This window comes from Bartonella sp. AA1HLJMS (assembly GCF_042197445.1).
GTDB lineage: Bacteria > Pseudomonadota > Alphaproteobacteria > Rhizobiales > Rhizobiaceae > Bartonella.
The window spans coordinates 1-21,901 of the sequence record NZ_JBHIRW010000022.1 but is presented as its reverse complement, the minus strand read 5'-3'; the positions used below and the strand labels follow the sequence as shown (position 1 = coordinate 21,901).

The window sequence follows — 21,901 nt, the reverse complement described above, 5'->3', positions numbered from 1 at the left end:
TACAAGGGTTTGTGCAATTAAAAACCTTAACTTAGGCATCTTTATGCACAAAATGACGCACTGATAAATAACACTATGTTGTAAAGTTGACTAACATATGTTACAAATCGTTTACTTACCTCATTTTCACTTAATTCTAGTGTTTTTGCAACATTATTTAGAAAGTTTGACATATGATCAATGTATTTAAAAAGCGTACACGTTTGTACGCACTGACAGCGAGTGCTCTTTTCCTTTTACAAGGTGTTGATGCTTCTATAGCGAATGGTGCTGTTCCTGGTGCTGTTCCTGGTGCTGTTCCTGGTGCTGTTCCTGGTGCTGTTCCTGGTGGTGTTGCTGCCAATGCATGTAATGTAGCGAGTTATAAAAGTTTTTTTGAGCCTTTATCACCTATTGTTTGTAGTGATAGAAAAGAACACTCAATGAAGTATAGTACGGTTATGGTGAAGAAGGAGGGTGCTAATGCTGTAGCAGCGGGAATGGTTGATTTTAATAAAAGAAATGTTGTTGAAGGATCAGCAAAAACTACTAAACAGACGATTATTAAATTGTACTCTTCATCTCTTAGGAATCAACCTAGTTCAGGTGTTAAGGAGGATACAACGCCGCAGTATGGGAGCGCTGTATTTGCATCAGAAGATGGAGTGATTAAATTGGAAAGCTCATGGATTCGTGATTTTGACACTGGGCTTTACGCTTCATATGGTGGAAGGATCGTTATGGAAAAAGGGAAAATCCATAATGCAATTATGGGTGCTGAGGCTGTGAATGAATCACTTATTCTGTTGCGTAATACAGAGATTAATGTGTCGGGCCAACAGGGGGAGGGAGGTAGTGAAGAGGAATCTATTTTAGATGATGCAACTGGTTTGCGTGCTAGCACTGGATCAGTAATAGACATGAAATTGGGGAAGGTTATTGTACCGACAGGTGGAACTGTAGTTGTGGCAGAAAACGGAGGAATCATTCAACTAGATAGTGTTAGTATTACAATCAATGGAAGTAAACCTAACGTTGCAGGACAGCAACCTAACGCTGCAGCACAGCAATTGAGTAGCTTTTTATCTACAGATATAGGTTTTATTTCCTTTAAAAATGGAAACATTAGTCATTCAAATTCTGTTGGTATATGGGCCTTTGACAATGATGCTGAAGATTCTAAAAATGATGCAAGAAATTGTAATACAACAGTGAAGCGTATTGAAATAGATGAACCCAGTGTCGAGTTTCTTTCTTCTTTGGGCTATGCTAACTATCTTATACCCAAAATTTTAGGACAAAAGACAAGGACAGGAACCGATGCAGAAAGAACCGATGAAAGAACCGATGAAGTGGATTTTAGGATTAGGGCTTCTGTAAAATCTTCAACTATTAACTTGAGTGGCGAAAGGTCTATAGGCGTATATCTTGATAATCAATCCGATGATTCAGAACAGAGCCAAATAAAAAGTGCCCAATTACAAAATAAGGAGTCTTTAGTTCTTTTGCAAAAAACTACTCTTAATGTGCCAGATGGTACAGCCATTGTAGGTAATCATATGAGAGGCTCTGTCCTTATAGATAACACATCGAATGTTTCTGGTAATTCATTCTTACAAGCTCTATCTACTTCTGAGGTGTCGGTTTTTGTTAATGATTCTATAGTTAGAGGTGAAGCTTATGTTGAAAAAGGTTCTCAGGGTAAGCTTTTTTTGTTCAATGAATCAAAGTGGCATTTAACGAAAAGTAGATTTGCGAAGCATAATAATGGGAATTGCGAGGATTCATGTATTTCATTTGTAAAACTTGACAATTCTACTATTTCGTTTTTGCCTTTACAAAATGGTGCTAATTTACAAAATTATAGTTATCAAATGCTTCGCATAGGAAATGGAGAGGGCACAGTTTACACCGCTTCTGGGGATTCTCATATTTATTTCGGTGCATTTGTGCCGGCTGATGCATCAGAGGATTCTCAACTATCTGATAGGCTTTTAATTCATGGTGATGTTTCTGGTCAAACTAAGGTGCATGTGCTTCCAATTAGACAAAATGGTGATGATCAACAAGATCAGAGTGCTCAAGGTTATAAACCTCAGAGTATTTCAATTATTCAGGTTTATGGCGAGGCTAGGAAAGATTCTTTTACGCTGAATGATGCGTATGTTACAATAGGCGGTTCACCTTATCAGTATATCCTTCGTGCTTACGGTCCAACGACTCCTTCGAAGATGAAATATTTCGATAATAAATTGGTAAAAAGTAAACAGATTTGGGATTACCGGTTAGAAAGTAAAATAGAAGCTGCAAATGGTACTAAGGCAGAACCTCCTTTGGCATCAGAAATAGTCTTAGCGGAATACACATGGGCTGTTCCTCGTTTATTTAATACAGTTTCTAATTTTGAGTATTTTGATAATTTTGAGGTTAGCGGAGAAGAAAAGGAAGCCGCTGGTACAAGAGATGTTGTTCCTGCAGGCGCCTCTGGTGTTAACTCAAGAGCAGGCGCTTTAGGGAGATCTGATACAGGTGATGTAAGTCATGAAGAGGCTGGAAATGAGCCCTCTACAATATCAGATCCTTTATCTCCTTCTCTACATACCCTGACAACTGAAGAGACTGTTGATGGGAGTGAAAGAAGAGAACCGAATCCTTATACTCTGGGGGGAACTTTCAGTTATGATGAAGAACTGGTAACAAGTGATGGAAGTACAGGTATTTATCTTCTTGCTGTTGATGGAAGTGAAGATCCTAGACAGAATGCAAATGAAGTAGGATATACTATAGTAGGTTACGGTGATTCTGATACAGTTGGTGTGAATTCTGGAATTCATAGAACTGAGACAGGTGATGAAGGTCATACAGACGGTGGATATGAAGGATACTATGATGTAGAGAGTGAAGCATCTGAAGCTGTAATGTCTATTCCTACTCCGTCTCCTGTTGCTTCTACTGTATCTGAGGGGGGCGCATCTACTGATCAGGGGGGAGATAGAACATCTGAAGTTGTAACGTCTGTTCCTTCTTCTACTACACCTTCTGTTCCTTCTACTATATCTGAGGGGGGGGGAACTGCTGTGCAGGGGGGGGCTGGAATATCTGAAGCTGTGACGTCTCTTCCTTCTTCTGCTACGTCTTCTGTTGCTGCTGTATCTGAGGAGGGCACATCTACTGATCAGGGGGTGGGTAGAACATCTGAAGCTGTGACGTCTCTTCCTTCTTCTGCTACGTCTTCTGTTGCTGCTGTATCTGAGGGGGGCGCATCTACTGATCAGGGGAAGGCTAGAACATCTGAAACTATACCGTCTCTTCCTTCTTCTACTACGTCTCCTGTTACTCCTACTGTATCTGAGGAGAGGGCATCTACTAATCCTGCAAGATCTGAGACATCTGGGCATAACGTATATACTGTTTCGTCCAATTCATCTCCTTCATCTAGAGGTAGAAGTTCGTTAAATTTAATACCTTCAGGAGCTAATTCACTTGGGAGATCTGATCCAGATAGGGTTTCAGTGATATCGACAGATGGGATTTCTGTATCATCTGGGCATACTATATCGAATAAGCTTCCATCTATAAAATCAGCAGCTTCCATAAAGCCTTCTTCTGAGAAATCTTCTACACCTCCTAATGGATCTGTTGGACGTATTGTTCCGCCTAATAGTATTGGTAAGGAAGCGATTTCTTCTACATGTGATGATATGAATAATGGAGAGAAGGGATCACGGACTACTTATTTGTGTAGTGATGGTAAATCACATACAGTGACAAGTCTTACACTGAAAGCAAAGAATAAAACTCAACATTCTATGCATGCACGGAATGAAAATACAGTTATTAAGTTAGAGAATGCTACAATTATGGGGGAGGATGATAACAAAAGCAATGTTGATCTTACTAAATTACAGGCTGTGAGTGCTGTTCTTGCAGAAGACAATGCAAAAGTTGTTTTGGAAAAAAACTCAACAATTACATCTTCTGTAATTGGGCTTGAAGCTCAAAATGGTGGAAAGGTTATGATGACTGGTGGATCAGTTAATGCGCATTATGTGGGCGCTTTGGCGGGTTCTGGATCATCTGTTAATTTAAAGGATATGAGAATTAACGTGACGGGGGACTTGGCTGTGGCTGGTTTGGTAAGTCAGGCTGGTAAGGTGTTTATGGACTCTGGGGCTATTACTTTGGAAAAGGGTGTGGCTGTGAGGTCAGAAGCTGGGGGAAGCGTTGAGTTAGACAAAGTTAATATTACTGCGAAAAAAGGACAGGGTAAGTTAGATTCTGTAGATAACTTTGAGCGTGCAGCTTTTCTGTTGAGTGATAATGCTTCTGTTGATTTTAAGAACGGAAATGTTGTTACTGATGCTCATGCTTTGTGGATTATAAAGTCTGATGATAATGTGGTTGAGACCGGCTCTTCTAGGAGAAGGAGATCTTCTGACGTTCGTCCTACTATGAATTACGTAAATATCGAGTTTTCTACTGTTAAAGTGGAAGGCGACGGAGTCTACGGCATATATTTTGATGGGGGAACACAGAAGGAAGCGAGTCAACAAAATCGAAGTCAGAATCTAGAAACTGCGCAAACAGGCGTTGCTAAGCGGAGCGCTGTATCCAAACAGGAGAATACACCTATAGGCATAACAGGGACAGTTTCGTTGAAAAAAACTGATTTTGAAGTTGCAAATGGTATAGCTATCTATGGTAATAATTCTGGTGGTCGTGTTTCATTAGAAAATAAAACAACTCTTGCTGGTGACTTGTTATTAAAAGCTGAGAATGATTCGAACATATTGGTTTCAGTTGATAATTCTATTGTTACAGGCGGTGTTCGCGTTGATAAAAATTCTTATGCAAAATTAGACTTGGCTAATAATTCACAGTGGATTCTAAAAAGAAGTGCACAGAGGAATTTGGGGACTCTAGATTCAGGATGTGTGGATTCATGCATTTCTTCTGTAAGTCTTGTAAATAGTGCTATTGATTTTGCACCTTCGGAATCTGAAGGAAAATATCAGACTCTCCATATTGGAAATGGGAAAGGAACTGTTTATGCGGCACAGGGTAATGCTGTAATTCATCTCAATGCACGTTTAAATCCTCGTGATCCGAGTGATCAGCAAGTCACTGATCGGCTTGTCATTCATGGTGATGTTTCTGGAAAAACAAAAATACATGTACGAGGTGATGCGGGCAATGTAGGAGATGGTAAAGCGAATGCCAAGATTGCTCATACTGTTTCAATTATTCAGGTTTATGGTCAAGCGAAGAAAGACTCTTTCCAACTCGATGGCAATTATGTTGCACTGAGAAACTCACCTTACAAATACACCCTTCGTGCTTATGCTCCAGAAGCGACTTCGAAACAGGAGCATGTTCAGCAGAAATTTGTTAAGGATGGTGGAGAATTTTGGAATTTCCGTTTAGAAAATCAGTATGTTAAGTCTGTTGGATCTGCTGCCCTTCCTGAACAATTTGTAAGGTCTGTTGTTCCACAGGTTCCAACTTATCTCAGCTTGCCTAATAGTGTATTCCACGCTGGTTTGATGGATATTAGCAATCAAAATAAGCAATTGGAGACGTTGCGGATGACTTCTACAGGAATGGTAGAGGTTCGTGAAAATCCCGCTTTATACTTGCGCGGCTATGGTGGAAGTTACCGTTATGCTTCAGATCTGTCCGCACTTGAATATGGTTACGGAGGTGATCTTAGTTATAATGGTGTAGAGGCAGGTGTTTTGCTGCAAACTATTGAAAATGCTGATAGTGCTATATCCTTTGGCGTTATGGGAACTTATGGAAAACTTTCTCTGCAGCCTGTGAATGTTGAGCAAAGCCAGAAGAGTGCATTTGATAAATGGACTGTTACGGTATATGGTAGCATGCAGCATAATGTTGGCTTCTATGTCGACGGTCTTTTATCCTATGGTCTGTTCAAAGGTGATGTTCTCACCCTTGCACGGGGTAAAACAGCAACATTAAAAGGTAATCCTTTGAGTGTTTCTTTAGCTGGTGGTCAGACAATTATGACAGGATATAAGGGCTTTGTCTTTGATCCGCAGGTTCAGGTTGTGTATCAACATCTCCAGTTTAATAAGGCCCGTGATATCGACAATTTTAATATTGAAATGGGTAACCTTAATCAGTGGGTAGCACGTGTTGGTGGACGCTTAACCAAGATTCCTACAGGTTCTGAAGGCGTGAATGCTATTGCTTTCTATGGTAAGCTTTATCTTGCTCATGGTTTTGAAGGAAAACAGTCTGTGCATTTCAATGATGCTTTCAAGTTAGGAGCTTTTGGTTCTTCTCTAGAGGCTGGATTAGGTTTTAATGCCAAATTGTTGCCACAGTTCTCTCTGCATGCTGATATTCTCTATCAACATAAGCTTAATAAGGCTGGTTTTTCGGGAACAAGTTTTTCTGGAGGAGTACGTTATCAGTTTTAATATAAGGTACACTATGTACCTTTTTAGAAAAGGCAGCACATTGTGCTGCCTTTTTTATTTGTAACAACTTGTGTTGTCTTTAAAAGATTTTCGTCTTCTTGATTGAGCAAAAAAACATAGTTTTTTTGTGTATGAGAGCACTTTTCTCCGTTAAAGCGAATTTTCTTAAAATTTATGCTGCTACTGATGCGGTAGAGTGCTTCGCTTTTATCGGCTTTTTAAGCGTTCAGCAGACCGGTATGCGTTACGTGATCCTTTTTGATACTGTATTGATATTATCTAATATAATATTTGATGTTTTCTAAAGCTCGTTTTTGAGAGTTTGTTTTTTACGGATTTAAATCATTGTTTCATTCATCTCTTTGTGGATTAATTTTTAAAGTTCACAAGGCTAGATTGTGTTTTTAATTAATTGCACGCACTGGTTTCATTTTTTCTTTACACGAAATACAGAATGCATTATACACTTATAAATTGTGTTTTGTTGTTATTCTCTTATAGATGGTTTTTAGCGTAGAGCTTTTGCCAAATTTATTGGGATAATTCATTGCACAGTTCAAATAAGCATGAGGCATGTTCTTTTGTTACACTTTTCGTATTTTTGAGGTGTGCAAGGGGGTGTTTTGTAAGTGCTTTTGTTTTTAATGAGAGGGGAAGGAAAGTTTCGAGGGAACTATGATTAAAGTTTTTAGAAATCATGTATGTTTATGTGCTTGTACAACAGCTATCCTCTCTTTGCTTCAAAATGGAAGAGAAGTGTATGCGGCTGCAGAGGGGAAGGATAGTAAACCTTATGTTATAAAGGTTATCCCAGTTGTCTCTGCTAATTCTTCTCCTCAGCTTAGCGGGAGTAATAAGCATAAGCTTCCTCTTAGTGGAGAGAGTGGGGATAATTATTACCCTTCTAATATGATTAATGTTGGCAATAACGATGAGGGTATTCGTGGAGGAAATAATTATCGTAAGCTTAGTGGAGTGGATGGATGGAATGGATATCAGAAAAATGTAGATAACTCTGTTAAAGATGCAGACTCTGATGGAAGAGGAGTAAATCCTGGGTTTTATTACTATAGTGGATTATATTATATATGCGATAATTGCGGGGAATCTAAAATTGATAATAAATCTTATACAATTACGAACGAAAATGTTTCCAACTATCCTGATGATCCTACTGCTGTAACGGTGAAGCGGATAGGGTCCAGAGTTGATGGAGAAAATGTAACTGTTAGCAGTGAAATTTCTGATAAATCTTTTTTGCGTGGTGTGGCTGTATCCGATGATGGAAAGATTGTTTTGAAAAAAACGACGCTTAAAAATACAAAGTTAGCTCTTTTTGCTCATAATGGAATCATTGAGGTAAAGCAGGGGATTATAGAGGACAGTGATAGGGCTGTTGAAGCTGTGGGGAATTCATTGGTTATTTTAGAGGGTGCAAAAGTTAATACGCGTGATGGGAAGGCAAGTCTTTCCAGTTATAGCGGGGCAGATATTTGGGTGGAAGGTGGGGAGGTTAACTTTACCAACAGTCATGGGATTTCTGCGATGTTGGGAGGGACGGTGATTCTCGATGGTGTCACTCTTACTGGAAAGGGCCACAAAGACAAAAATGATGCAGCTTTTTTAATGGATGAAGGGGGGCGTGTTGAGTTTACAGGGGGGACTATTAAGGTTGAGGGTGCACATGGTATATTATTAGAAAATCCCGTCAAGCCTTTTAGTGTTGTACCAGAACGATCTGAAACAGAAGCTGAAACTGAAGATGAAGCTGAAGATTTATCGAATAACTTTTATGTGACCGAGGCTAACTTTAAGTCTTCTTCTATTACAGTAAAGGGTGAGGGATCTTATGGTATCTATTTTCAGGGAGAGAAGCCATGGAGCGAAGGTGGAGGTAAAAAAGAAGAGATTTCATTAGAGGAAGAAAAAGCTCCACCACGATTGGAAGTTGTTAATTTGGATACAACAGAGTTTTCTGTTGAAGACGATACCGCTCTTTATGGCAGCAATGTTATTTCTGGTGCGGTGAGTTTGATGAAAAGCACTCTTCGTTCAGGGAATTTTTTATTAAAAGCTGAGAAAGGGGCATCTGTGATCGTTTTGGCTGATGCTTCTACGCTTGAAGGTCGCACACACGTTGATAAAGACTCTAATGCCGAACTTTATTTAGGAGGTCGTTCTACATGGATTTTACAACAACCGCTGCAAAAAGATCAACATGGGGCTGCACATGATTCTTCTATTTCACTCGTTAGTCTTATGGGTGATAGCTCTATTAATTTTAAAAGACACGAATCTTCTTCTGTTGATAATTATCAAACCCTTCGTATTGGAAAGGGAAAGGGTGAGGTTTATAGAGCACAGGGCGGTGCCTCTATTTCTCTTAATACATACCTGAATAGTGGTGGTGCTCTTGATCATCAAAAGACGGATCGTGTTTTAATTCATGGGAATGTTTCGGGAAAAACAAAGCTCCAAGTGCATGGAGTTGCAGGAAGTCCAGGAGGATATACGGGAAAGGGGGGGAATGCTGAAGGTATTTCAATCATTCAGGTTTCTGGACAAGCAAAGCAAGATTCTTTTCAGTTGGAAGGTGGTTATGTAGCCTTAAACGAATTACCTTATCAGTATAAGCTTTATAGTTATGGTCCAGAATCTGAGTTTGGAAAAGCAAGTATGGATCAGAGATTAGTTGAAGGTAACGGGGAATTTTGGGATTTTCGCCTTGAAAGTAGGTCTATAGATTCTGATGTTCAACCTAAACCAGATCCTGCTCCTAAGCCAATTCCGGGACCAGAACCTTCTCCAGAACCAGCTCCGGAGCCTCATCCTCGTCCTAAGCCGGGCGTTAAGGCTGTTGTTCCGCAGGTTCCGACTTATCTCCTTTTGCCTAATGCCTTACGTCATATTGGTTTGATGAATGTTAACAATCAAAATAAGCGGTTAGAAGCTTTGCGAATTACTTCTGGGGGCTTATTAGAAAGTCGTGAAAACCCTCTCTTTTTTGTGAGCGGTTATGGCGGCAATCATCGTTATACTTCAAATCTTTCCACGCTTGAATATGGTTATGGCGGCGAGTTTGATTATAATGCACTAGAGGCAGGTGTTTTGCTGAAAGCAATCGAAAATATGTATGGTTCCACTTCTTTTGGAGTTATCGGGGCTTACGAGAGATTTTCTTTGCAACCTTTGAATGTTGAGCAGAGTCAAAAAAGTACATTTGATAAATGGTCAGTTACGGCATATGGTGGTATGCAGCATGATGCAGGTTTTTACGTTGATGGTCTTGTGTCTTACGGCTTGTTTAAAGGTGATGTTCTAACAACTGCACGTGGCAAGACGGCAACATTAAAGGGTTTCCCTTTAAGTGCTTCATTGACTGCTGGTAAAACGTTTATGGTGGGGGAAGACGGTTTTGTTTTTGATCCGCAAGTTCAGGTTGTTTATCAATATCTTCAATTTAATAAGGTGCGTGATGTGGATGGCTTTGATATTGATTTAGGAAAGCTTCATCAGTGGGTAGGGCGTGTTGGAGGGCGTTTAACAAAGAGGCTGGTCGTTACTGATGAGGCTCAGGTTGTTTCTTTCTATGGCAAGCTTCATCTTGCTCATGGTTTTGAAGGAAAACAATTTGTGCATTTTAAAGATGCTTTCCAGCTAGGTGCTTTTGGTTCTTCATTAGAAACAGGATTAGGTTTTAATGCCCAATTGTCTCAAAAATTTGCGCTTTACGGCGATTTGGTTTATCAGCACAAACTAACGAAAGCTGGTTTTTCTGGAACGAGTTTTTCAGGTGGATTGCGTTATCATTTCTAGTGTTGTTCCTGTTTTTGATTAATCTTTCAAAAAAGCTACAAGTTATACTTGTGGCTTTTTTTTCATTATCTATTCATTTTGTGTTATAGCATTTTTACGAGAGTGTGACTTTGCTTATCTTTAATATGCTTTTAGGTTGGACTTCTTTCGTTTTTTTGAAAAGTCTGAAGAGTTTGTACGTTATTGTTTCAAAATGCGTATTTCAGAGTGATTATTATACTATTTATAATATTTTGATTTATAAAGATATTTTTTAATTTAGGGCGCTGAAATATTTTCAATGCTCTTATGATGAATCCATAAAAAGCATTCCTTTGTCTATTATATGTAAGATTAGCAAGTGGATAATCGTTTAAGAAAGGAGTCAATATAATTTGGGGGATTATGTTAAGAGGAGAGGATTTACAATATTAGAAATTGACAAAGACAAAGATGCTACTCAGGCGCAATGAGGGCTGTATCCGATAAACTTGATATTATATCTGCTGTCGTTATGAAATGGAGATGGAAATATGAAATATATCTGAGAAAATTGGTGGATTAGAAACATAAATAACGTATTATTTTTTGAAAATGCGTTTTCTTTAAAGAATGTGATAAATAAAAAGATAAAATTATATGTCATTTTCACCTTTTAGATACGGCTCTGAATATTTTAAAATGTTGAAAAGAGATGGAAAAATCGGAACAGATTTTAATTTTTACACTTTCCTCCTCTTTCTAAATTAGTTCGTATTTCCATAAATACTGCCTAAAACAGCTGTATGTGATAGCTTTGCTTCTCAATTTTGGCATATATTCAGTTTTGTCTGCTTACGAGTGCCCATTGTTTCAATATAATATTTATCTCGAATATTAATTATACACGCTTTGGGTATTGATTAAACAACAGTTAAAATAGGCATTCTTAATGTACAAAAATCCCTTAAAGCTGCTTTTAAATAACAACTTTAAAGATGATTTTTCTCTAATTTTCAGTTATATTTTTGCAAATCCCTTATAAAAAAATAGATTTAGACTGTATTTTTAGTAACTTTTAAATTCCATATTTACATAAAACACAAAAAGCATTAATAAGATCTGCGCAGTTAATCCAAAACGTATTAATTTTTTCTCTTTATTAAGTTTTTTGATACATTACGTATTACTTTTATGGGCAAAATTATGGTGTAATTATGGTCAATCTATTTAAAAATCGTTTTTCCTTATGTACTTTTACAACAGCATTTCTTTTTTGTGCACACAATGTTGATGCTACGGTTCAAGGTGGTGCTGTTGTTAATACTGGGGTACAAGATCGTTCTGGCGTTAATGGTAAGACACAAAATAATCAGGATCAATTTTCATGTAGTATGAATAGTGAATTTTATCGGTGTAATGATGGTAAAAAACACTACTTTTACAATAAAAATTATCAAAAAACTGATGAAAATACGAATGAAACTGTTGCTATACAAGCATCTGGAAGAAAAACGCTTCTCTTAGGGAAAAATATAACTGTTAAGGATGCTTCAAGTGCTGTTATTTCAAAAGAAAGTTTTTGGAAGTATGGGGTCGTGGCGAGTGAATATGGACAAGTGATTATAGAAAGAGGAGAGATTAACTTTACAAAGGGTATCGGAGTTAAAATAAAAAATTGGGGACAGGTCGATTTAAGGAGTAGTTCTATTACCGAACAAGGTAGTCAGGGGATGGGTATAGATGACCATAATGAAAATTCAGCTTTTCATGCGTCTAATGGGTTTATCCATTTTGAGAAAGGTAAAGTTAATCTAGCCAATGCTCATGGTTTTTCAATGCATGGGAATAATATCGATGGGAAGGGTGTCTTTATAACTATCGTGGATTCTACGGTTTTGGTAGAAAGTAATACGTCTTATGGGTTGCGTTTTTGGGAGGGACTAGGAGACAGAAATGAGGAAATGAAAGATCACGAGTATCCCTATTCTTTTTATATTTTTGCGGGTGAGGAAGAGATGTTCGGAAGTCTTCCAAAAACGAACTTACCCGTACGAGGGATTGTTGACTTGACAAGAACCTCTTTTACAGTTCCAAAGAGTGCAGCTATTTATAGCAGAGGATCTGGTGGTGTTGTTAGGCTGTTGGATAATTCCAAACTTTCTGGAGATTTATTACTGAAGGTTGAGGATGGCTCTTTTGTGAAGGTTTCAGTGGATGCTTCTACACTTGTAGGGGGGACACATGTTGATGAAAGTTCTTCTGCTGAATTTCGGTTGAGAGGTGATTCAAAATGGATTTTATCACGACCGAAAAATAAAAATTTGCAAGTTCCTAGTTCTATAGGTGTTTCATCAATTTCATTAATACATCTTATTGATAGTTCTATTATTTTTGAACAACCAGAAACTAACATAGTTGATGGCTATCAAACCCTTCGTGTTGGGAGAGGAACAGGTGAAGTTTATAAAGCACAGGGTAATGCACATCTTTATCTCAACACTTATTTGAATAAGGGGGGGGCTCTTCAGAATCAAAAAACGGATCGTTTTTTAATCCATGGTGATATTGAAGGAAAAACGATAGTACATGTGCATGGTGTTTCAGGAAGTCCAGGAGGTGGTACGGAGCGTTATGGAAATGACAAAGGTATCTCGATTATTCAGGTTTCTGGAATAGCGGAGAAAGATTCTTTCTTGTTGGATGGTGATTATATTGCATTGGACGGTCTACCTTACCAATATAGGCTTCATGCTTATGGCCCAAACTCTGAATTAGGAAGAGCGAGTGCGTCTCAAAGATTAGTCGAAGGTGAAGGAGATTTTTGGGATTTCCGCCTCGAAAATGGATTTATTGATTCTGATACTACATTTAGATTAACTCAGAGTTCTAAACTTAGTTTAGGTGGTGAGCATCATTCTAGGCAAGGCGTTAAGGTTGTTGTTCCTCAGGTTCCAACTTATCTGCTTTTGCCAAATAGTTTATTCCATGCTGGTTTAATGGATATCAGCAATCAAAACAAGCAGTTAGAGACAGTACGGACTAATCCTAGTGGAATGTTGGAAATTCGTGAAAATCCTGCTTCATTTTTGCGTGGCTATGGTGGAAGTTATCGTTATGCCTCAGATTTATCTGCGCTTGAATATGGTTATGGGGGAGATCTAGGGTACTATGCACTAGAGACAGGTGTTTTGCTACAAACTGTTGAAAATGTTGACAGTGTTATATCCTTTGGGGTGATGGGGTCTTATGGAAAGCTTTCTCTACAACTTCGAGATGTTGCACAAAGCCAAAAAAGTACATTTGATAAATGGACTGCTACAGTTTATGGCAGTATGCAGCATGATGTAGGATTCTATGTTGATGGTTTGTTATCTTATGGTCTGTTTAAGGGAGATGTTCTGACAACTGCGCGGGGTAAAACGGCAACATTGAAGGGTAACCCTTTAAGTGTTTCCTTGATGAGTGGTCAGAAAATTGCCACAGGATATGAAGGTGTTGTTTTTGATCCACAGGTTCAGGTTGTTTATCAGCATCTTCAATTTAATGAGGCCCGCGATATTGATAATTTTAATATTGAGATGGATAAACTTGATCAATTGATGGTGCGTATGGGTGGTCGCTTGATAAAGACTCTTACTGCGTTTGAAAAAGATCGTGATGTTTCTTTTTATGGAAAGATTCATTTTGCCCATGATTTTGGAAAAGAAAGGTCTGTGCGCTTTAAAGATTCTTTCCAGTTAGGGGCTTTTGGTTCTTCTCTAGAGGCTGGATTAGGTCTTAATGCTCGCTTGTCTCAAAAATTTGCGCTTCATGGTGATTTGGTTTATCAGCATAAGTTGAGTAAAGGTGGTTTTTCTGGAATCAGTTTTTCTGGTGGATTGCGCTATCGTTTTTAGGATGATCATCTTGAGGTAAGTTGTTTAAAAAACCACAAGCTATGCTTGTGGTTTTTTATTATTTGTTTGCAACTTTTTAAATAAGTTTTTTAAAAAAATGTTTTTTTGCATGAGCTAGTTTGTTTCTTTTTAGAAACGAGATAAGACTTTCTGGTTTGCAGTTTTTGCTTCTTATGCTGTTTTTCTTCTTTGAGTTTATTTTTATTAAATTCTCTTGAAATCACCGCTTTGGGGTGGAATTTTTATTTCTATCTATATTTTTACGCGTTTTTATAAATAATACAATTTTAAATTGTGATATTTTGGGATTCTGGCTTTACATAAAACATAGGGTGGATATATAAAATGCAAAACGTATTTTAAATTATCACGCGTAACCAAAGTTATTAAACAGAACGCGTGTTTTTTGTTTTTAGAGAAGGGGAAGAAAGTTTGTAGAAAATTATGTTTAAAAATCATCTCTCTTTATATCATTTTACAACGGTTATTTTTTTCTTTGTATACAATACTGATGCAGGTGAGATTTCTTCTGAGAAGAAGCCATATTCATGTAACGAAAGTGCCTCATTTTATCGCTGTAATGATGGTAAAACGCATGAAATTACCAAGAAAACTTATCAACTTACGGGTGAAAGTTCTGATGCTGCCATAGAGGCATCAGGGAAAAATACAGTCATTGAGGGAGAGGCTATAATCATTAACGGTGTTTCGAATGCACATGGATATTCAGAAACAAACGCTTGGACAACAGCTGTAAAGTCCTCAAATGGGGGAGGCGTTGCTCTATTTGATTCCATGTTAAATAACGTGTCGATAGGGGCCGATATTAATGATGAGGGAGCTTTTGAAATGCAGGATGGGGTGATTAAAGCAACCAGAATGGGGATCAGTGTTGGGGGTAAAGGGTCGTTTGTTTCTTTGACCAAGACAGAGATTAAGACATCTTCTGATGCGATAGGTCTTTTGAGTCATAATGGTGCAAAAATTTATATGAAAGGAGGAAAAATTGATTTTGCTGATGGTATTGGTGTTCAAACAGGAGGAGATGGAGAAATTAATTTAGAGGGCGTTTCTATTACTGGGAGGGGGAAACAGGGAACAAATACAGATAATCATCGTGAAGGTTCTGCTTTTAGTATGCTTCAGGGGAAAGGCTCTCTTAATTTCCAGAAGGGAAACGTTAATGTCGACAATGTTCATGGCATTGTAGTGCAGGGGAATAACCATAATGCTGCTCATATAAAATATTCCAATGTTTTTGTGAGAGGGAATGGATTTAATGGTATGCACTTTTTTTGGGAAGCTGTCTTAAATGATAAAAAAACAATTATACCTGGAAAAGGGACTGTCCATGTGACAAAGACAACTTTTATGGCTCCAGAAAGTACGGCTATTTATAGTCGCGAATTCGAAAGTTCTGTTAAACTCTCACAACATTCAAAAATTTCTGGAGATTCACTCCTGAAAGCTGTTGAGCGTTCTAATGTAAAGATTGAGGCTGATGCTTCTACCCTTGTAGGAGGCGCACATGTTGATGAAAGTTCTACAGCTAAGATAGATTTAAAAAATGGTTCAAAGTGGATTTTATCGCGACCAAAATATGACAAATTGCAAAATTCTGATGCTTCTGGTTCTAGGTTAAAAGATTATTCTTCTATTTCATCGGTTAATCTTACGGATAGTTCTCTTGTTTTTGAAGAATTAAAATCTAAAAAAACAAATGGTTATCAGACACTTCTCATTGGAAAAGGATTTGGGACTGTCTATAAAGCGCACGGTGATGTGAATCTTTATCTTAATGCATATTTGGATAAAGGCGGAGCTCTGCAAGAGCAAAAAACTGACCGGCTTTTAATCAATGGTGATCTTGAAGGAAAAACAACAGTTCATGTTTATAAGATTCCTGGAAGTCCAGGGGCATTGACGGGAGATGGTGGTAATAATCAGGGGATTTCCATTATTCAGGTTTATGGAAAAGCCATGGAAGATTCTTTTCAGTTAAAGGGGGGGTATGTCACACTTGAAGCCTCCCCCTATCAGTATCATCTTAAGAGTTATGGTCCAGGCTCTTCTTTAGGGGCGGCAGATTCCAATCAAAGAGTGCTTAAAAACTCTGGAACATTTTGGGATTTCCGACTTGAAAGTCAATTTGTTGATTCCACTAAAGTTTTTCCTGTTCTTGATTTGGTTGTCCCCCCTTCTTCTGATGATATTCCTTCTTTTTCTAAAATTCATCCTAATATTACTGGAGGTGAGGATGGTTCTATTGATTCTAACTCTCAGCAAAAGTCTCAGGAGCCAAGTCTTTCTTCTCCTGTAGATTCTCCTGATAGGGATTCCCATCTTACGACCACACCTAATGTATCTGATGTTTTTGTACTTGAGATCTCCAATCCTCTTTCCTCTCTTGCACCTGTTGTTCCCGCTATTGCTGAATCTAATCCAGTTTCTCCACCTGCATCTGGTTCACCTGTTCCGCCCCATGTTTCACCCACTCCTTCTGTTGTTTCCCCAGTTGCATCTGGTTCACCTGTTCCGTCATCTGTTTCATCCACTCCTTCTGTTGTTTCCCCAGTTGCATCTGGTTCACTTGTTCCGCCGCATGTTTCACCCACTCCTTCTGTTGTTTCCCCAGTTGCATCTGGTTCACCTGTTCCGTCATCTGTTTCATCCACTCCTTCTGTTGTTTCCCCAGTTGCATCTGGTTCACTTGTTCCGCCGCATGTTTCACCCACTCCTTCTGTTGTTTCCCCAGTTGCATCTGGTTCACTTGTTCCGCCATCTGTTTCACCCACTCCTTTTGTTGTTACTCCACCTGCGTCTGGTTCTTCTGTTCCGGCATCTGTTTTTGAGCCTTCTTCTCATTTTGAGCCAAATGTGAGAGTCGTTGTTCCACAGGTTTTGACTTATATTCTTGTGCCAAATACCTTATTTTATGCTGGATTGATGGATATCAGTAATCAAAGCAAGCAGTTGCAAGCGCTGCGAACTGTTCCTGGTCGGTTGTTGAAAAATGATGAAAATCCCGCTTTGTTTTTGCGCGGTTACGGTGGACATCATCATTATACTTCAAATTTGTCTGCATTTAAATATGGTGATTATGGCGGTGAGCTTGATTATAATGCACTAGAGGCAGGTATTTTACTCAAGAAAATCGAAAGTGCATACAGTACGACATCTTTTGGGATTATGGGAAATTATGGCAAGCTTTCTTTGCAGCCTCGAAAGGTTAAACAAAGTCAAGAAAGTATATTTGATAAATGGACAATAACAGCATATGGAAGCATGCAGCATGATACGGGTCTCTATATGGATGGTCTCTTCTCTTATGGTTTGTTTAATGGAAATGTTCTCACACTTGAGCGAGGTAAAACGGCTGCATTGAGAGGGAAGCCCCTAAGTGTTTCTTTAATTGCTGGTAAAACGTTTATGATAGGCAGCCGATATTTTATTTTTGAACCACAGGTTCAGTTTGTTTATCAAAATCTCCAGTTTCATAAGACTCGTGATATTGATAATTTTAATATTGATATGCGAAGTCCAGATCATTGGGGGATGCGTATTGGTGGGTATTTAACGAAGACACTTACATTTACTAAAGATAAAGATGCACATGTTCTCTCATTCTATGGTAAGCTTCATTTCATTCGTAGTTTTGATGATAAACAATTTGTATATTTTAAAGATGCCTTCCAGCTTGGTTCCTTTGGGACTTCTTTAGAAGCTGGATTTGGTGTTTTTTCGCAATTATCTCCCAAAATTATTTTTCATAGCGATCTGATTTATCAGCATAAATTTACGAGTGACGGCTTTTCCGGAACGCATTTTTCTGGTGGATTAAGTTATCATTTTTAATTGTATTTTTCTTTAATACATCCTTTGTGAAAGACATAAGCACAAAACACGGTTTTGTTGTGTCGTTTTTCTGATTTTTGACTTTACATATAATACAAAACAAATTATATGTAACGGTGCATAATAAGTAGATGAACTAGGTGTGTCTTTTCAGTTTTTTATGAATAAAATAAAGGAAGTTTAGACTAAATTATGATTAAAGTACTAAAACGCTATGTGTGTGTGTTCTCTTACGACCTCTATTTCTTTCTTCGTGCACAATATAGATGTGAGTGCAGAAGATTATAACCCCTCGTGTAATTCTCTTTTTAAGTCGCATTCGTGTGATACAGTTGATGCTTCTCGTACTTTTGGAAGTCGTAATAAGTTATATATGAGTGGATTGGATAGGAGGACTACAGGTGTTATTTTTACAATACGAACTCATAACATAGTTATTAAGCCGCAAAAAAGTAAAGGGGAAAAAGGCTTTCAGGAACTGATGGAATTTTAGAATTAAAGAGATCTGAGAAGATTACATCAGCAGTGGTTGTGTCAAAAGATAATAAAACTTCTTTTAAAAAGAGTTCTATTACAGGAAATGGCGAAAAGAAAAGTGGTAGAAATGCTACGTTATCTCAATCTGTGTTTGGTGTGAAGCAGGGTGGTTCTTTCCTTTGATGAAGGTAAGATTCAGGTTTCTGATGTTCATGGTATAGAGGCAAGTGTCTTGCTCAATGCGATTGAGGATACACATCACACTTTGAGCTCTGGAATAATGAAGAATAATGGAAAAAAACTCTCTACAACTTCAAGATGTTAAAGAAAGCAAAAAAGTACATTTGATAAATGGTCTATTACAGTATATGGCAGCATGCAGCATGATACAGGCTTTTATATAGATGTCCTTTTTTCCTATGGTTTATTTAAAGGGGATGTTCTCACGCAAGCAAGAGGCAAGACAGCAACATTGAAGGAAACACCTTTGAGTGCTTCATTGATTGCGGGCAAGTCATTTATGACAGGGCATAAAGGGGTTATTTTTGATCCGCAGGTTTAGGTTATTTATCAAAATGTGCGGTTTGATAAGGCGTCTGATATTGATGGTTTTGATATTGAGATGGGAAAACTTGATTTATGGGTGATGCGTGTTGGTGGTCTTTAAGAAAGATGCTTGCTGCTTCTGAAGAGGCTCTTGTTGTTTCTTTCAATTGCAAGCTTCAGCTTGCCATTAGTTTTAGAGGAAAACAACGTGTGCGGTTTGGAGATGAATTCCAATAAGCGCTTTTGGCTCTTCTCTAGAAACTGGAATGGGATTGAAGGCTCAGTTGTCTTCAAACTCTGCTTTGCATGGAGATGTAACTTATCAGCATTGCCTTAGAAAAGGTGGTTTTTCAGGGATTATTTTTTCAGGCGGTTTATACTATCGTTTTTAGGTGCCTATGAAATATAGAGTAATTTTTACATAAGTTATAGAGTGTTTTTGAAGTATAAAGTGATTATTTAAGTTTTATAATTGCTATTTTTAGTGTGTTTAACTTAATGTTATGGGGAATGTTTTTTATTTTTAACTAACAGGGGAGAAAGGCAAATTGGGAATAAAGTTATGGTTAATGTATTAAGCGGGTATAGATTTTTATTTATTACAACGGCTATTGTTTCTTTTTTGCCAATCGTGAGTGTTAATGCGAATCCTAATAATTTAGGAACTTCCTGTAATGTATCAGGGAGTTTTTTTACATATAGCGATAGTAAAAAACATACGATAAGTAATAAAAATTATACTCCTTCTGTCTCTTCTCTAGATGATTTTATTGCTGTCTTCTCTATAGAAAAAGAGGGAACTGTTTTAAATTTATTAGAGACAAATATTATCTCGCATAGGCCAAAGCAGTCATTTTTATATAGTGCATCTGTAAAAGATGATGGCAAGCTTGTTCTAACCAATTCAAATATTAAGGATATGTCCGGTTTTCGTGTTCAGAACGGGCAAGTTGTGATGAATAGAGGGAAGATTGAAGGTAGTTTGCAAGCTGTATGTGCAGAAGGAAAAAAAACCGATATTGCTTTAGTGAGCGTAAATATTGATATTGTATCAGATAATTTGAATGCAAAAGGGATTGGATTTGTGAGTAGTTCTGATGCATTCGTTAGGATGTCAGGCAGTACTATTACTTTTCATGAGATTGGTGCGTTTTCAACACAATTTGGGGGAAAATATCTTATTGATACAACCAATATTCAGGGAAAAGGTAAGAAACATACGATTGTAGTTGATAATGAAACTATTGATGAATTTCCAAGAGCTTTTGACATATCACAGGGTGGTGATGTTCATTTGCGTGGTGATTCTATTCAGCTCACTGATATGCATGGCTTCTTGATTACGAATTTTGCAGGTTATGCAGATGCTGAAGGTAAATTGGTTCAAGAATACGCTTCATCAAATGAGTTTAAAAAGACAAGTATTAAGATAGAAAAAAACAATATTTCTGTTCAGGGTGAGGGAGTATACGGTCTGTATTTTTATGGATTAGGTCCAGATGTATGGGGTGATATGTTTAAGGTAGGGAGTGAAAAACTTTCAAAAGTAGAAAAAATTGTTTGGGGTGAAGCATCTTTGCATTTGTCACAGACAGCTTTTTCAGTTCCTGATGGTATTGCCATTTATAGTACGGGGGATGATATTTATGGAGCTGAAGCTACCATTGAATTAACAGAAAGGACAAAGATCTCTGGTGATTTATTGTTAAAGGCTCAAAATAATTCTTCTCTATTGGTGAAAGCAAAGGATTCTACCCTTACAGGGGGTATTCGTGTTGAGGATGCATCAACTGTTCACTTAGAATTAACAAATGGCTCTGCATGGTATCTCACCAAAAGGAAACATACAGATTTGCAGGAATCTCTTCCTGTAGATTCATTACTTTCGTCTATAAGCATTTCTGATAGCACAATTTTTTTTGATAAATTTATATCTCAAGATTATCAAACGCTATATATTGGAAAAGTATATATTGAGAAAGGAAGTAATCTAAATGACATAAATCCAATAGAGGGGATACAATATGATAAAGAAGCCTATAATGCAAAGGGAAATGTGCAGATTAAGATGAGTGCGTTTGTGAATAATGACGGCTCGTTTAATCCTCAAAAAACTGATCGTATTTTGATCTACGGGAATGTTTTGGGAAGTACACTGCTCATGATGGAGAAATTTTCTAAAACCTTAGAAGGAGAAGCTGGCAATAAAGGAAGTCAAAGTATTTCACTTGTTCAAGTTGCTGGGACAGCAGAGGAAAGTTCTTTTAAGTTAGCCAATAGTTATACTACGGTGAATGGATTTCCTTATCAATATAAACTTCGTGTCTATGGTCCAAGTTCTTCTTCTGGAAATGCAGATCCAAAGAATAGATTGGTTGTTGGAGAAGGTGATTTTTGGGATTTTCGTCTCGAAAGTGTTTACATTGGTCCTGAATTAGATTCTTCTGAAACTGCTTCTAAGCCAACGTCTACAGTTTTACCTCCTCAATCTGAAGAAGAGACGGTTCCTTCTAAACGACCAACAGAGACTGTTTCACCTGAACAACCCCCTTCTGTTGAGCCTCCACTTATACCATCTACACCTTCTTTGCCTGAGGGATCTGAATCGTCTGAAACATTTATCCCTACGGATTCGACGCTGACTCCTTCTGCACCAGTTCCGTCTCCCTCAGTACCAACAGTTCCAGAAAATCCTTCTGCTGTGCCTATGCCTGCACCATTTGTTCCAGTTGAGACTTCTACGGATGAGGTTATGCCATCTAAGCCCTCTGTTCCGGTATCACCTTCATCTACAGATTCTGTTTCTCCTCCTTCTGTCCCTGTTGAACCAAAGCCTTCTCAGTCCTCTGATCCTTTAGATCCTTCATCTAATCTCTCTATACCGCTTGATGTTCAGTCTAATCTCCAAATTAGAGCTGTTGTTCCACA

The 21,901-nt window shown here is 37.9% G+C and carries 6 protein-coding genes and 1 pseudogene; all 7 read left to right on the top strand.

Features of this window, described 5'->3' with window-relative positions; translation table 11 throughout:
• The first annotated feature begins 173 nt into the window (after positions 1–173).
• Positions 174–6,422: an autotransporter outer membrane beta-barrel domain-containing protein gene (locus tag ACFIQE_RS06615; protein WP_375707416.1), complete on the top strand. Its 6,249-nt coding sequence runs from the start codon at positions 174–176 to the stop codon at positions 6,420–6,422.
• Between the two features lie 675 nt (positions 6,423–7,097).
• Positions 7,098–10,238, top strand: coding sequence for an autotransporter outer membrane beta-barrel domain-containing protein (locus ACFIQE_RS06610; RefSeq protein WP_375707415.1), 3,141 nt, complete (start codon positions 7,098–7,100; stop codon positions 10,236–10,238).
• Positions 10,239–11,413: 1,175 nt separating this feature from the next.
• The gene (locus ACFIQE_RS06605; RefSeq protein WP_375707414.1) at positions 11,414–14,095 is read left to right on the top strand and encodes an autotransporter outer membrane beta-barrel domain-containing protein; all 2,682 of its coding nucleotides are present in this window, start codon (positions 11,414–11,416) and stop codon (positions 14,093–14,095) included.
• 444 nt (positions 14,096–14,539) lie between these two features.
• Entirely contained in the window at positions 14,540–17,950 is a 3,411-nt protein-coding gene (locus tag ACFIQE_RS06600) for an autotransporter outer membrane beta-barrel domain-containing protein (protein WP_375707413.1), read from the top strand.
• A gap of 531 nt (positions 17,951–18,481) precedes the next feature.
• Complete coding sequence (locus tag ACFIQE_RS06595; protein WP_375610851.1) at positions 18,482–18,610, top strand: hypothetical protein; 129 nt, start codon at positions 18,482–18,484, stop codon at positions 18,608–18,610.
• Positions 18,611–18,638: 28 nt separating this feature from the next.
• Positions 18,639–19,365 (top strand): annotated as a pseudogene (locus ACFIQE_RS06590) (autotransporter outer membrane beta-barrel domain-containing protein); the annotation flags it as partial.
• Between the two features lie 170 nt (positions 19,366–19,535).
• Positions 19,536–21,901 (top strand): autotransporter outer membrane beta-barrel domain-containing protein (locus tag ACFIQE_RS06585; protein ID WP_375706423.1); only part of this gene is annotated, 2,366 nt, incomplete at its 3' end.